The organism is Pseudoalteromonas sp. XMcav2-N (assembly GCF_024124545.1).
Taxonomy (GTDB): domain Bacteria; phylum Pseudomonadota; class Gammaproteobacteria; order Enterobacterales; family Alteromonadaceae; genus Pseudoalteromonas.
In genome coordinates, this window is sequence record NZ_JAMXSF010000006.1 from 221,230 (window position 1) to 234,899 (window position 13,670).

Annotated in this window: 15 protein-coding genes; 10 read left to right on the plus strand and 5 right to left on the minus strand. The window is 48.4% G+C overall.

Features of this window, described 5'->3' with window-relative positions; all coding sequences use genetic code 11:
* Positions 1-74 precede the first annotated feature (74 nt).
* The 3 genes from rpoZ to NH568_RS10430 form a co-directional block, all read right to left on the minus strand.
* Positions 75-350, minus strand: coding sequence for a DNA-directed RNA polymerase subunit omega (gene rpoZ / locus NH568_RS10420; protein WP_054014719.1), 276 nt, complete (start codon positions 348-350; stop codon positions 75-77).
* 162 nt (positions 351-512) lie between these two features.
* Positions 513-1,136 carry a guanylate kinase gene (gene gmk, locus NH568_RS10425; RefSeq protein WP_253046838.1) on the minus strand — a complete coding sequence of 208 codons (624 nt, stop codon included), beginning with the start codon at positions 1,134-1,136 and terminating at the stop codon, positions 513-515.
* A 110-nt stretch (positions 1,137-1,246) separates the two neighbouring features.
* Positions 1,247-2,422: a MerR family transcriptional regulator gene (locus NH568_RS10430; RefSeq protein ID WP_253046841.1), complete on the minus strand. Its 1,176-nt coding sequence runs from the start codon at positions 2,420-2,422 to the stop codon at positions 1,247-1,249.
* 315 nt (positions 2,423-2,737) lie between these two features.
* Here NH568_RS10430 and NH568_RS10435 point away from each other — a divergent pair, with 315 nt between their 5' ends.
* Complete coding sequence (locus tag NH568_RS10435; RefSeq protein WP_138550669.1) at positions 2,738-3,037, plus strand: helix-turn-helix transcriptional regulator; 300 nt, start codon at positions 2,738-2,740, stop codon at positions 3,035-3,037.
* A gap of 3 nt (positions 3,038-3,040) precedes the next feature.
* The gene (locus NH568_RS10440) at positions 3,041-3,577 is read left to right on the plus strand and encodes a hypothetical protein (RefSeq protein WP_253046844.1); all 537 of its coding nucleotides are present in this window, start codon (positions 3,041-3,043) and stop codon (positions 3,575-3,577) included.
* An 800-nt stretch (positions 3,578-4,377) separates the two neighbouring features.
* On the opposite strand, the gene NH568_RS24195 is transcribed toward NH568_RS10440, so the two are convergent.
* Complete coding sequence (locus NH568_RS24195; protein WP_366041144.1) at positions 4,378-4,599, minus strand: DUF4377 domain-containing protein; 222 nt, start codon at positions 4,597-4,599, stop codon at positions 4,378-4,380.
* 264 nt (positions 4,600-4,863) lie between these two features.
* Between NH568_RS24195 and NH568_RS10445 the strand changes: the two genes are divergently transcribed.
* The gene (locus tag NH568_RS10445) at positions 4,864-6,201 is read left to right on the plus strand and encodes a HEAT repeat domain-containing protein (protein ID WP_253046847.1); all 1,338 of its coding nucleotides are present in this window, start codon (positions 4,864-4,866) and stop codon (positions 6,199-6,201) included.
* Between the two features lie 116 nt (positions 6,202-6,317).
* On the opposite strand, the gene NH568_RS10450 is transcribed toward NH568_RS10445, so the two are convergent.
* Positions 6,318-7,178, minus strand: coding sequence for a YicC/YloC family endoribonuclease (locus NH568_RS10450; protein ID WP_130244905.1), 861 nt, complete (start codon positions 7,176-7,178; stop codon positions 6,318-6,320).
* Positions 7,179-7,403: 225 nt separating this feature from the next.
* Here NH568_RS10450 and rph point away from each other — a divergent pair, with 225 nt between their 5' ends.
* The 7 genes from rph to NH568_RS10485 all read left to right on the plus strand — a co-directional run bounded on the left by rph (position 7,404) and on the right by NH568_RS10485 (position 13,664).
* Positions 7,404-8,117, plus strand: coding sequence for a ribonuclease PH (gene rph / locus NH568_RS10455; protein WP_010383487.1), 714 nt, complete (start codon positions 7,404-7,406; stop codon positions 8,115-8,117).
* A gap of 25 nt (positions 8,118-8,142) precedes the next feature.
* Positions 8,143-8,787, plus strand: coding sequence for an orotate phosphoribosyltransferase (pyrE, locus tag NH568_RS10460; protein WP_253046851.1), 645 nt, complete (start codon positions 8,143-8,145; stop codon positions 8,785-8,787).
* A 192-nt stretch (positions 8,788-8,979) separates the two neighbouring features.
* The gene (mpl, locus tag NH568_RS10465) at positions 8,980-10,329 is read left to right on the plus strand and encodes a UDP-N-acetylmuramate:L-alanyl-gamma-D-glutamyl-meso-diaminopimelate ligase (protein WP_253046854.1); all 1,350 of its coding nucleotides are present in this window, start codon (positions 8,980-8,982) and stop codon (positions 10,327-10,329) included.
* A 4-nt stretch (positions 10,330-10,333) separates the two neighbouring features.
* On the plus strand, positions 10,334-10,951 hold the full coding sequence (locus NH568_RS10470) for a flavin prenyltransferase UbiX (RefSeq protein ID WP_130244907.1): 618 nt from the start codon (positions 10,334-10,336) through the stop codon (positions 10,949-10,951).
* A 75-nt stretch (positions 10,952-11,026) separates the two neighbouring features.
* Positions 11,027-11,947 carry an ABC transporter ATP-binding protein gene (locus NH568_RS10475; protein WP_253046857.1) on the plus strand — a complete coding sequence of 307 codons (921 nt, stop codon included), beginning with the start codon at positions 11,027-11,029 and terminating at the stop codon, positions 11,945-11,947.
* A 2-nt stretch (positions 11,948-11,949) separates the two neighbouring features.
* Positions 11,950-12,717, plus strand: coding sequence for an ABC transporter permease (locus NH568_RS10480; RefSeq protein ID WP_253046984.1), 768 nt, complete (start codon positions 11,950-11,952; stop codon positions 12,715-12,717).
* Between the two features lie 281 nt (positions 12,718-12,998).
* On the plus strand, positions 12,999-13,664 hold the full coding sequence (locus NH568_RS10485; RefSeq protein ID WP_253046860.1) for a methyltransferase domain-containing protein: 666 nt from the start codon (positions 12,999-13,001) through the stop codon (positions 13,662-13,664).
* Positions 13,665-13,670: the final 6 nt, after the last annotated feature.

Genomic DNA, 13,670 nt, shown 5'->3' on the forward strand with positions numbered 1-13,670 from the left:
GCTGTTGGCCCGGGGCGCAGAAACAATAACGCCAGCTAAAAAGCTGGCGTTATCTTATAACAGGTCGCAGTGGATTAGCGATTGCCACCCACAATTGCAGCAACAGCAGCAAGCTCAGCAGCTTCCTGAGTTTGTTGCTCTTCGCGATCGATCATGTCCAGTGAATCGCTGGTGACCATGCCTTTTTCGATCTCGCGCAATGCGATTACGGTTGGCTTGTCATTTTCAGCATCAACCATAGGGTCTTTACCACCGACTGCAATCTGACGAGCGCGACGCGCTGCAACAAGAATTAGGTCGAAACGGTTACCAATTTTATCTACTGCGTCTTCTACTGTTACGCGAGCCATCGAAGCACTCCAAAAAATTCAATACACTTAGCAAAGGGCTAGTCTACTAAAAAGCACCGGATTCGCCAAGTATATGGTTAAAAAATATCGGGTCGTTGCGGCTTTAAGGTTGTATTGGTCGGTCGCAGACCTAAACTCGATACAGCCAGCCACAGGGATCGCTTATTTTAGCAGTTCGGCGATCAGTGTCTGCTGGTTCTGTTGCTGTTTTTTCAGCTCCAGGCGTGCAGCCACCACAATATGCTCCAATTCGTTCAAAGCGGTATCAAAGTCATCATTGACCAGCAGGTAGTCAAACTCATTATAGTGAGAGCACTCAGATTTGGCCTGCTCCATCCGCGAGGCAATGACTTCCTGAGAATCTTGTCCGCGATTATTCAGACGCTCTTCCAGTGCCTGCTTAGAAGGCGGCAGAATAAAGATGGTTTTTACTTCAGGCATCAGCTCACGCACCTGACGCGCACCTTGCCAGTCAATGTCGAGGAATACATCGATACCCGCAGCCAGCTGTGCTTCGATTGCCTGCTTAGAGGTACCATAGTAGTTGTCGAAAACCTGCGCCCACTCAAAAAAATCATTCTGATTGATTAAGGTTTTAAACTCATCGACAGACACAAAGTGATAGTGCTCGCCATTATTCTCTCCCGGGCGAGGTGCACGGGTTGTATGAGACACCGATACCCGGACCTTATCTTGTCTTTCCAGCAGGGCTTTAATCAAACTTGACTTTCCGGCACCGGAAGGCGCCGAAAGAATAAACAAATTACCGCGATTTTGATGTGGCATACGTCAGACCTATAGGGTTGCAATACAGCGATGTGGGCGTGCGCGCATCGCTGGTTGTCCAAAAGCGTTATTTTAAAGCCATATCGTTTAACTTACCAGCACCGAGGTGCTTAATCCGTGCGTTGTAGCATAAACATCTGATAGCCAAACTCGCCAAGATACTGCTCATAGATGGCAATTTCCCGGGCCATATCCAGTAGTGCTGCTGACTCTGGCTGGTGGCTGAGCTGCTTTTTGACCTCGGCTTTGAGCTGTTCATAATAGTCTGCCCAGGCTTGTTGACTCAGTGTAAAGTGCGCTAACACCCGAAAGCCTGCCTGCTCAATTTGCACCAGGCGCGCTGCAATGGCCTGCATATCCGGATATTCCTGTTGCCAGAAGGCGCTTGCTTGTTCTGAGGGCGTATCCTGTAACCACACCAGATCGCTGACCATCAGGCAACCAGCTGAGCGCAGAAGCGGGCGCCAGGCGTTCAGTGCCGCTTCAAAGCCCATGATATAAGCCGAGCTTTCGGCCCAGAGCAGATCAAAACTGCCGGGCGCAAAGGGCAGTGCGGTCATACTGGCGCACAGGGGCGTGACGCGTTTATCGAGTCCCTGTTGCTTTAGCCGTTGCGCCAGGCTATCGATTGCCTGTGTTTCATTATCCACCGCCGTGATCTGTGCCTGAGTTTGTGTTGCCAGCAACTCAGTCGCAAAGCCTTTACCACAGCCGATGTCCAGCACGGTTTGAGGGGCAAAGGGAACATGCGTCAACGCTTTGTGCGTATCGGTATTGCTGCCCGGTCCCCAGCGTTCTAACTGATGAAAGACCGCCATAAAGTCGGCCATATAAGAATCGTGTTCATTCATGTCTTTTGATAACCATTTTAAGTACAGGGCCTGCTGTTCATCAAACCCTTGTTGTTCAAGCCAGTTTCGGTGTGCATCGGGTGCCAGCTTATCGACCTGTGCATGCCAGTCGCGTAGCGATCCACGCCCAAGCAGCGCCGATAACAAGGTATGCGCCTGTTGCTTGTGTGCTATCTCGGCTTCCAGCTCAGCCAGCCTGTGGCTGAGCACTGTGCGGTCTAGCCTGGCTTCCAACGCCTGCTTGCACTCGCTCAGTGTCAGCCCTCCGGCCTGTAACTGTTGCAGCAGCCGCACCTTTTGCAGATCCTGTTCGCCATATAGCCGATAGCCATTACTGGCGCGACTGCCACAGAGCAGTCCGCGCTTTTCGTAATACAACAAAGTTGAGCGCGACAACCCAAGCTGCGCAGCCAATTCAGAAATCCGATATACCACGTTGGCTCCCTATGTATGCCTGACCGGCACGAAATAAACGCAGCCAGGCTGTAACAAATGAAAACGATAAACTATGAAGTTATAGACAGGTCAATGATTGAGGGCAAAAAAATTGGGATGTTTAAAGTGCATATTTAAGCGTGTCTGTCTTCGTTTAAATGCAAGAAAATTGCCTTGCAGCACATTCGTTGAATGAACTGATTAAGATCATAAAAGTATTCATAAAGAGCAGGTTGGGTGTTAATCGTGTTTCCAAAATGTTGCGTTTTGTAATTTTGCTTGCTAGTTTAGCGACAATAATAAATAGGGAGATGCATGCGCGTGAAGAACAGTCCTGACAAGCGCAATTACAAAGTGGAGAATTTCAGGCGCTATGTGCAGCGCTCAATCCGCCAGTTAAGACACCACAGAGGCTGGTCTCAGCAAGAGCTGGCCAGGCGGCTTGGTGTCGACCAGGCGACCATAAGCAACTACGAATCCGGCAAAACAGATATGAGTTATGCCCAGATGTTCGAGCTATTTCTGGTTTTTGGTAAAGACCTGACCGGCGTACTGAACTTAACCGACCTTGAAGACCAAAGTCCTTCACCAGACGAAAAACCAGAAAAGGAGTAGGTTATGAAAGAAGTATACGCCATCATGGAATATGCCCCACTTGTAGCTATTTTGCTTGGGTTAGTCGTGAGTTGGAAAGTCGCCACAGCCCGTTGGTTTTTATTAGCTTACGGTTTCTTTGAAGTGCTTGATGTCGCCACTTTGCCAATCACTATGCAATGGAATACACACTATTACATTGCTGATGTAATGATCAATGCTATGTTCCTTCTGCCGATCATATTCAGACGTAGCCTTGCTTTGAGGTTATATGCTCTGTCTGGTAGTTGTTATTTCAAGCGAGTTTACAAACTGCAGACGTTATCAGCACAGGAATGTGGGATTATATTGCTTCTTGGCTTAACTTGTGTGGTAAATGTTATAACGTGGTTTGAGGTTTTAGCTTACAAATACTACATACTCGATTCAGCGCCGTTCAAGATTTATGTGCGAGATAATCTGATGTTGCTGTTTCATTTAATGATTAGTTTTGCTTTGTTTGCGTACTCAATGACGGCAAATTCCAGAGAGGAATTTGTAGAGCGTGAAAAGGCTTATTAGTTAGCTAGTTATTAAAAAGTTAGGCGATATCTTTGGAGCATAACGTTTATGATTGTAATCGATGTCATTATGCAGAGGGTAAGCAATCCATCTAAATAACGACAAATGGAGGATGTCAGAAAGTATGAAGCAATTACAAATCGAAAGCCTGAAAAAAGTGTATGGCTCAGGGGTTGGTAGTCCTGATTTGCCAGACAGAGTTCAGGTAGCTCAGCCAGCTCCGAAAAAGAGCTGTGGCGGCTAAAGTCAGCTTAATTGCTAAAACAAAAAGCGCGTTCAGCGCTTTTTTTATGAAGATATACATAATCTTGCTTTAGCCCGTGAATAGCGCTGGACAACTCAATACAGTTTCAATAAGGGGAAGTTGAATTTGAAACTATTCGAGGCTGGCTGGCATACAAACAATTTACTCTGGCTCAACGGCCTTTTGCTCTGCCAGGTAGGCCAGCACATCTTCGTTTTGTACGCGCAAATAGATGTTCTCAACCGCAATGGTGAAGTCAATGGAGTCAAAGTGGATCTCTGCGCCTAAAAATAATGTGGCATCGACTAATGCAGATGCCGCAGCTATTAATTCCAGTTGAGCAGGGCGATATTGGCGTTACCTTCGTAACGGAAGGTTAGATTTACTTTGGCACCTGTTGCTCGCATAGAATACAACTGGTCACAGTCTACATATTCGGTGCAGCTGAAGGGTTTACCCAAGAAACGATAGCCTTGTTCTTTGTCATCATACACCAGTGTATCTGGCTGTAAATTGACATCTGACAGAATGTATTCAGTCCCAATATTATCCTCTTTTACCGAGCTAATGGCTTTGAGTGAACCTTTTTGCTTGATGCGTCGGCAGGCGCATTATTTACCTCAGACTCTGTCACCTCTAGCTGGTAATGGTGGCCCCATTGATATTCAAACCCTTCAATCAAGCCATAATGCAATGAGTAGCTTTCCTCATTAGAGGGTTTGACCCTGAGGCATAGTTGTTGTGCCACTCCAGTACAATGTTGAGCGTAAGCATCAATGTTCCAAACTTGTGTTTTTGTTTCTGCACGCTCATTTGTATTCTTTACTGAAGGTGCAACGCTGGAGTCTTATGAGCCGCAACCTGCGAGATAAAGCACCGCCACGCTGGAGAAGAGAGCTTGCCTGCTGAGTAATGTAATTTTTGTCATGTCCATATTCCTTTTTATTTGACTGCACGATGATGTTAACTGTCCCCCGATTGTGTTTCAATTGGTGTCGACAGATTAATCGGGCATATTTAAAAAGGCACTAATGTGTATGACTTGCAGAAATTATTCAGTCAGTTGAAAAAATTAACCTTAAATAGAAATACTCAACCTGAGCAGGTAGCAACTATTGAAGAGCTTATTAAGTTGAGTCAGGATCATGACGGTCACAAACGAGAAAGCGCCGTTTTAAGGTTAGGTATGATGGGCGATCCGGTGGCTATTCCCTGTCTAATTATCCGCGTGAATGATTGGGTGCCTCAAGTTAGAGATGTGGCAGTAAAAGCGTTGAGCAAATTGATGGTAGACGAAAATGTTGAGGCCTTTATTCAGTGCCTTCCTCAAGTATATCATCTACAGGACTGCCACAGAGCCAATCATCAAGATGTTATTCGGCAAGTTGAAACTTTGTTGTTAACAGAAACAAACCTAAGCCATTTGTTGGCAGCTGTGCAAAGCGCAAACAGTTATGTGGCCAGGCTCTGCTTGAATTTAGTCATTGAACATCAGGTTGTTGATGCCCAAACACTGCTGCCTATGGCCTTTGCGAGTAAAGATGTCTTAGTCAGAGTTCATGCCTTTCGCTGGTCTGGCGTTCACTATCCGCAAGTGCTGGAGAAGTACTACCTAAGCTTATTAAATGATAAGTTTATGCCAATCCGAAGAGCCTCTTTAAGGCACCTACTAATGGCCACTTACAGTGCTCAGGTTGCTGAAAAAGGGCTAGTTTATCGCCATTCGTCTGTACGTGAGCTGGCTGTAAAGCACTGCCTGGAAAACGGTATTGATGTTGTGGCATTTTACAGGGAGCACCTTACTAAAGACTCAAGTACTAAGGCGGCTATCTGGGGGCTTGGCTATCTGAAGTGTGTTGATGCACTAGACAAAATAAAATGCTTTTATCAGCATGGCGCACCCTCTCTCAGAAAGCAGGCGCTAAACAGTTTATTGAAGTTAGACTCCCACAATAGTAAGGCTTATCTGTTGAACGGGCTAAAAGATCCCTCTCCTTCAGTATGTAAGGAGGCAACAAGACTGATTGTAAAAACACAGGTCTACCTGAATGCGAAAGCGTTGATGGATATCATTTGTGGCTCAGATCATTCGCATACCGCACGCGCATGTGTCGCGCTGTCTCATCAAATCAATAAGTGGGAAAGAGTGGTATTTTTACTGATGCTAATGTCAAACGAACAGGTCGTTTCTATATTTGATGAAGGTCAGGTTAAATCAGAGCTGGCGAATTGGGGGGATGACTATAACCGTTCATTTATCCAGCCTACGCAAGCGCAAATTTATGGGATCCACGTGTTGATGGCGGGAGTGCCCGCAACCAGGTTTAGTGAACATTTCCGCAGCTTTGCGCACGCCCTTAAAACGTTGGCTATTCATTAAAGATTCTAAGAATCATTCTGTTATATCTGTACGAGGGGCGGCAGAGGAAATGAAACGCGGGAGTGTTGAATTAAAAAGCCCCAACAGCAGGGGCTTTTGAACGAGTTTAGTTTACATCACTCAATATTCTGGATCTGCTCGCGCATTTGCTCAATCAGTACTTTTAATTCAACGGCGGCGTTGGTGATCTCGGTGTTGATGGACTTAGACGCCAGAGTGTTAGACTCGCGGTTGAACTCTTGCATCATAAAGTCGAGGCGTCGGCCACAGGCACCGCCTTTTTTCAGGATCTTATGGGTTTCTTTGACATGTGACTTGAGGCGATCAAGCTCTTCTGCCACGTCCTGCTTTTGGGCAAGATAGATAAGTTCCTGCTCCAGGCGGTTCTCGTCGATTTCGGCTTTCAGGTCTTCCAGCTTAGCGGTGAGCTTCTCACGCTGCCATTTAGCGACTTCTGGCATATGGCCTTCGACGATGGCAACCTGCTCCAGAATACTATCCAGGCGGGTGGTGATCATGGTTTCCAGGTTGTTACCTTCACTGGCGCGTGCAGCTTTAAAATCTTCAACCAGGGCATCAAAGCCTTTTAGTAGTTCGCTGTTGACTGTGTCCAGATCTACTTCTTCGGCTTCCATTACGCCTGGCCAACGCAGGATATCAGTAGGGTTGATCTCGCCACCGCTGTGCGACTGCACCCATTTGGCGTTTTCAATTAGCTGTTTGCTCAGGGTTTCGTTGATCGACAGCTGACCTACGTGCGCCGGGTTGGCGGTGAACTTTAAAAATACTTCCACTTTACCGCGCTGTAAGTGTTTGCGCAGGCGCTCGCGAATAACCGGCTCCAGGCCACGGAATTGCTCCGGTGCACGGATAAAGGTTTCAAGATAGCGTTGGTTTACGGAGCGGATCTCCCACACACCGGTGCCCCAGTCGCCCTTGATCTCTTTACGGGCATAAGCGGTCATACTATGGATCATATAAGTTCCTAATCTAATTTAAGGTTGTGGCGTGTCTGCATGTGGTGACCAAAGGGTCAGCGCTGTCGTTGCTGAACACACACATCGCCATGAACGAAACACCGCCATTATAGCTGAAACATCGGCCAGCTCTAGTGGCTGGGCGTGAATTATTCGCGATCCGCATGGCATAGCGCCTGGGAACCCTTTATAATATCGCGAAACTTTGATCATAGGGGAAGGTGGATGCGTCCAAGCGAAAGAACTGCAAATCAAATCAGACCGGTAACTTTTACACGTAACTATACTATGCATGCCGAGGGCTCGGTGCTGGTAGAGTTTGGCAACACTAAAGTGTTGTGTACTGCTACGGTTGAAGCGGGTGTACCGCGTTTTATGAAAGGCCAGGGCAAAGGCTGGATCACTGCAGAATACGGGATGCTTCCGCGTTCTACTCACACGCGCAATGGCCGTGAAGCGGCAAAAGGTAAGCAAGGCGGCCGTACTATGGAAATCCAACGTCTGATCGCCCGTGCATTGCGTGCCGCGGTTGATTTGAGCGCGCTGGGTGAAAACACTATTACTATCGACTGTGATGTCTTACAGGCCGACGGTGGCACACGTACTGCGTCTATCAGCGGCGCTTGTGTTGCTTTGGTTGATGCACTGACACATATGCGTGCCAAGGGCATGATCAACGCGAACCCGCTGAAGTTTATGATTGCGGCTATCTCTGTGGGCGTTTACAACGGCGAAGCCATTACCGATCTGGAATATCTGGAAGATTCAGAAGCCGAAACCGACATGAACGTGATCATGACCGAAACCGGCAAACTGATTGAAGTACAGGGCACCGCCGAGGGCGAACCTTTCTCATTTGAAGAGCTGGATGAGCTGCTGGCACTGGCTAAGCATTCAATCCGTGAGATCATTGACCTGCAAAAACAGGCACTGGCATAAGTATTCGTAAATAAGAAGGTATCGTATGAAACAGTATCAAAAAGACTTTATTGAATTTGCTTTGCAAAAGCAGGTGCTTAAGTTTGGTGAATTTACGCTTAAATCTGGCCGTACCAGCCCTTATTTCTTCAATGCGGGCCTGTTTAACACCGGTCGCGACCTGGCGCGTTTAGGGCGTTTTTATGCCGCTGCACTGGAAGATGCCGGCATTGCCTACGATGTGCTGTTTGGCCCGGCGTATAAAGGGATCCCAATTGCGACTACCACTGCCGTGGCACTGGCAGATCACTACGACAAAGACGTCCCTTACTGCTTTAACCGTAAAGAGAAAAAGCAGCACGGTGAAGGTGGCAACCTGGTAGGTTCTGAGCTGACTGGTCGTATCATGCTGGTGGATGATGTGATCACGGCGGGCACGGCTATTCGTGAATCGATGGAAATCATCGCAGCCAACGGTGCTGACCTGGCGGGTGTATTGATTGCCCTGGATCGTCAGGAAAAAGGCAAAGGTGAGCTGTCTGCCATTCAGGAAGTTGAGCGCGACTTTAATACCGCTGTGGTATCTATCGTGAAACTGGCTGACTTAATCACTTACCTTGAGCAACAAGGTGATATGGCAGAGCACCTGGAAGCGGTTAAAGCGTATCGCGACCAGTACGGTGTTGCTTAATTAAGTAGACCGTTAAAATCGTATTTAAAAACCGGCTTAGGTGATGCACTTAAGCCGGTTTTTTTATGTCTGCTGTGGCGACTTTATACCAGCTGCAAAAGTGTTTTGTGTGGTTCTGCTCACAAAACCAGCCAAGGTTCAGGCGAGTATGATAACCTAAGCGGGTTAGTCAGCTTATTAGTTAATAAAATCATGCATATTCACATTCTTGGGATCTGTGGCACCTTTATGGGTGGTATTGCGGCCATTGCGAAGTCGCTGGGCCACAAGGTGACGGGATCCGACCAAAACGTTTATCCACCTATGAGCACTCAGCTGGAGTCGCTTGGTATTGAATTAACCCAGGGCTATGATCCAGCCCAGCTGGACCCGGCACCCGATATGGTGGTGATTGGCAATGCCATGAGCCGCGGGAACGCCTGTGTGGAATATGTACTGGAGCGGGGCTTGCCTTATACCTCAGGCCCCGAGTGGCTAAAACATCATGTGCTGCAAAACAGCTGGGTACTGGCGGTGGCCGGTACCCATGGTAAAACCACCACCGCCAGTATGCTGGCCTGGTTGCTGGAATATGCAGGACTACGCCCGGGTTTTCTGATTGGTGGCATAGTGCAAAACTTTGGGGTGTCGGCACGCACCAGTGATACCCCGTTTTTTGTCATTGAGGCCGATGAATACGACACGGCGTTTTTTGATAAGCGCAGTAAGTTTGTTCATTATCTGCCGCGTACCCTGATCATGAATAACCTGGAATTCGATCACGCCGATATTTTTGCTGATCTGGCCGCCATTCAGACCCAGTTCCACCATTTACTTCGTACTTTACCTGCGCAGGGTAAAGCGATTTACCCGGCAGCGGATAAACCCCTGTGCGAAGTGATAGACAAAGGCTTCTGGAGCCAGCAAGAAACCCTGGGGGGCGACTGGGATTACCGCCTGTGTAAAGCCGATGGCAGCCAGTTTGAGGTGTTACTGAACAATGAAAGTCAGGGTACGGTGCGCTGGCAGGCCATTGGTGTGCATAACGTGAAAAATGCCCTGATGGCCATTGCGGCTGCCCGTCATGTGGGGATTCCTGTGTCTGTCAGTATTGAGGCGCTCGGTGAATTTATCTCGCCCAAGCGACGTATGGAGTTGCTGGGAGAGGTAAACGGTGTGTGTGTGTATGACGATTTCGCACATCACCCCACGGCCATTGAAACCACTTTGGCAGGATTGCGCGCCAAAGTAGGCGATGCCCGTATCACCGCTATTCTTGAGCCGCGCTCTAACACCATGAAAATGGGTGTTCATCAGCAAACCCTGATGGAGTCACTGGCGGCAGCCGATGAGGTGATGCTGTTTGAGCCGCCCAATCTGAGCTGGTCATTGCAAGACGCTGCTAAGCAGGCAGGCTATGACTGCTATCACAACACAGATGATATCGTGGCGGCGGTAGCGGCCAAAGCAAAGCCGGGCGAGCATGTCTTGATCATGAGCAACGGTGGGTTTAATGGGATCCATGCCGCAGTGTTAAGTGCGCTGCGCGAAAAGAGGTCATAAAGTTATGTCACAATTTAAGCCGGCCATTACGCTGGCATTTAGCGGCGCATCGGGCGCGCCCTACGGATTGCGTTTACTCGAAGTGTTGGTGGCACTGGATTATCAGGTTTATGTGCTGATCTCCAGCGCGGCGCGAGTAGTGCTAGACACCGAATCTAACATTAAGTTATCTGGTAACGAAGACAAAGCCACAGCACAGCTCAGTGAGCTCTATCAGGCCAAGGCTGGGCAGATCCAGGTATTTGGTAAAGACAACTGGTTCAGCCCTGTGGCGTCGGGCTCTGCGGCGCCGAAGAAAATGGTGGTCTGTCCGTGCAGCGCGGGGAGTGTGTCGGCGATTGCCATGGGCGCATCCGATAACCTGTTAGAGCGCGCGGCAGATGTGGTGATCAAAGAGCGCGGCGAGCTTATTCTGGTGCCCAGAGAAACGCCATTCAGTGCTATTCACCTGGAAAATATGCTCAAGCTAAGTCGCCTTGGGGTCACTATTATGCCCGCGGCGCCTGGGTTTTATCACCAGCCGCAAAGCATCGAGGATCTCGTCGATTTTATGGTGGCGCGCATTTTAGACCACTTAGGTATAGAGCATCAGCTGGCGAAACGCTGGGGCTATGGCGATTGATGCCGCTTGGTTAAACGGCGTATCGGTACAAACAAGTGAAAACAACAACATGGGGATGTGAGGAAAAACAATAAGATGACAAAGGCATTAAACATATCTGGCCTGCGTAAGGTCTACAGTAATGGCGTTGAAGCCGTTAAAGGGATTGATTTACAGGTTGAGCAGGGCGACTTTTTCGCATTGCTCGGCCCAAATGGTGCGGGTAAGTCGACTACCATAGGGGTTATTTCATCTTTGGTAAACAAAACGGCGGGTCTGGTTGAAGTCTTTGGCCAGAGCATAGATACCGACCTGGAAGCGGCCAAGTCTCACCTTGGTCTGGTGCCGCAGGAGTTCAATTTTAACCAGTTTGAAACCCTCAATCAGATTTTGGTGAATCAGGCCGGTTACTATGGCGTACCGCGTGCACTGGCCCACGAACGCGCCGAAAAATACCTGAAGCAACTGGGCTTACTGGATAAAAAAGACAAGCAGGCGCGCACCTTGTCTGGCGGTATGAAACGCCGCCTGATGATTGCCCGTGCTTTAATGCATGAGCCAAAGCTGCTGATTCTGGATGAACCCACTGCCGGGGTGGATATCGAGCTGCGTCGCTCTATGTGGGACTTCCTGCGCGAGATCAACGCGCAGGGGATCACCATTATCCTGACCACTCATTATCTGGAAGAAGCTGAGCTGCTGTGCCGCAATATTGCCATTATCGATCAGGGCAAAATTGTAGAACACACCACCATTAAAGCCTTGCTGGCGAAGCTGGACAAAGAAACCTTTGTGCTGGACCTTAAAGCGCCCATCAACCCGGTAAAACTAGAGGGCTATGAGTATACCCTGACTGATGACCACACGCTGGAAGTCGAGGTGGCTAAGTCTCAGGGTCTGAACGGGGTATTTACCCAGCTCAATGAGCAGGGCAACACGGTGCTGAGTATGCGAAATAAGGCAAACCGCCTGGAAGAGTTGTTTGTCGGGTTACTGGAACAGGGGCGCAGCGAATGAAAATCTTAAACTATGGCGTAGCACTGAAAAGTATCTGGATCAAAGAGTGTATCCGTTTCCTACGTATTTGGGTACAAACCCTGGTGCCACCGGCCATCACCATGACCTTGTACTTTGTGATATTTGGTTCTCTGATCGGCTCACGCATCGGTGAAATGGGCGGTTTCAGCTATATGGAATTCATTGTGCCGGGTCTTATCATGATGTCGGTGATCACCAACTCGTATTCCAATGTGGCATCCAGCTTCTATTCCACTAAGTTTCAAAAAAGCATCGAAGAGTTGTTAGTGGCTCCCGTGCCTAACTACATCATAGTACTGGGATACATAGGTGGCGGTATGGCCCGTGGTATGCTGGTGGGGTTGATAGTCACTTTGGTTAGTCTGCTGTTTGTCGACATTCAAATTCACAATCTGGCGGTGATAGTACTGACGGTATTGCTGACCTCGGCAGTCTTTGCGCTGGGTGGTCTGATCAATGCGGTCTTTGCTAATAGCTTTGATGACATCAGCATCATTCCAACCTTTGTGCTGACGCCTCTCACTTATCTGGGCGGGGTGTTTTACTCCATCACTTTGTTGCCGGAGTTCTGGCAGGGCGTGTCTCAGATAAATCCGATCATCTACATGGTAAATGCCTTCCGCTATGGTTTCCTGGGCGTCTCTGATGTCGATATCACGCTGGCATTTGGTGTGTTAATTGGCTTTATCACCGTGCTGTTTGCGGTGGCATTGAATCTGATCAAGCGTGGTGTTGGTTTACGCCATTGATTCAATACCAATTTCACTTAATACCTGTTCAATTTGACGGAGCAAATATGACGCTAACTGTGTTAAAAATTTCTCATTTAGAACCTTTACCTAAGGTATGAGTTCGCAAATTTTTGCCTTGTTATCGACCCTATTTTCTTGCCTCAAAATTGAACATTTAATTAAGCAAATTGGTATAAAGGTGGCAGAGGCGACTCTGCCACACAACCGCTTACTAAATCAGGCGGACTGAGATAAAATACCCCCATTATATTTCAGACTATGAGCCACAATTCGCTGTTATGTCAGACGCAAACTCCAGAAGCATCACCAGTAATCAGGCCGGACTCCACGAAAAGTTAGACGAAGTGGTCCAGAAACACCTCAATACACCGTTCAAAAAGCCCATTGCGGCCCATACTCAACAGGCTTTTGAGCAGGTGAATGAAAAAGTGCAGGCATTCGATGGTCCCGTTATTCTGGACTCCTGTTGTGGTGTTGGCGAGAGTACGGCGAATCTGGCAAAGCGGCATCCGGATGCGTTAGTCATTGGTATCGACAAGTCGGAACATCGCCTTGAAAAGCACGATATTGAATACAAACAGACGGAGTCTGGTCGGTACATTCTGGTTCAGGCGGATCTGAACGACTTCTGGCGTCTGGCCTGTGAGGCCAGGTGGCAGCCAAGTCATCACTATTTGCTCTATCCCAACCCGTGGCCGAAAGCCAAACATCTGCAAAGACGCTGGCACGGGGCGGCGGTGTTCCCTTACATCGTTGAGCTGGGTGGCCGACTTGAGTTACGTAGTAACTGGTCAATTTACGTTGAAGAGTTTGCCCGCAGCCTGGAACTGGCTGGCAAAAAGGCTGAGGTCAGTGCCTATGAAAGCGACACTGCTATGACGCCGTTTGAGCGTAAATACTGGGCCAGCGGACAACAAAGTACCCGACTTATCGCGCAATTGTAATTTATA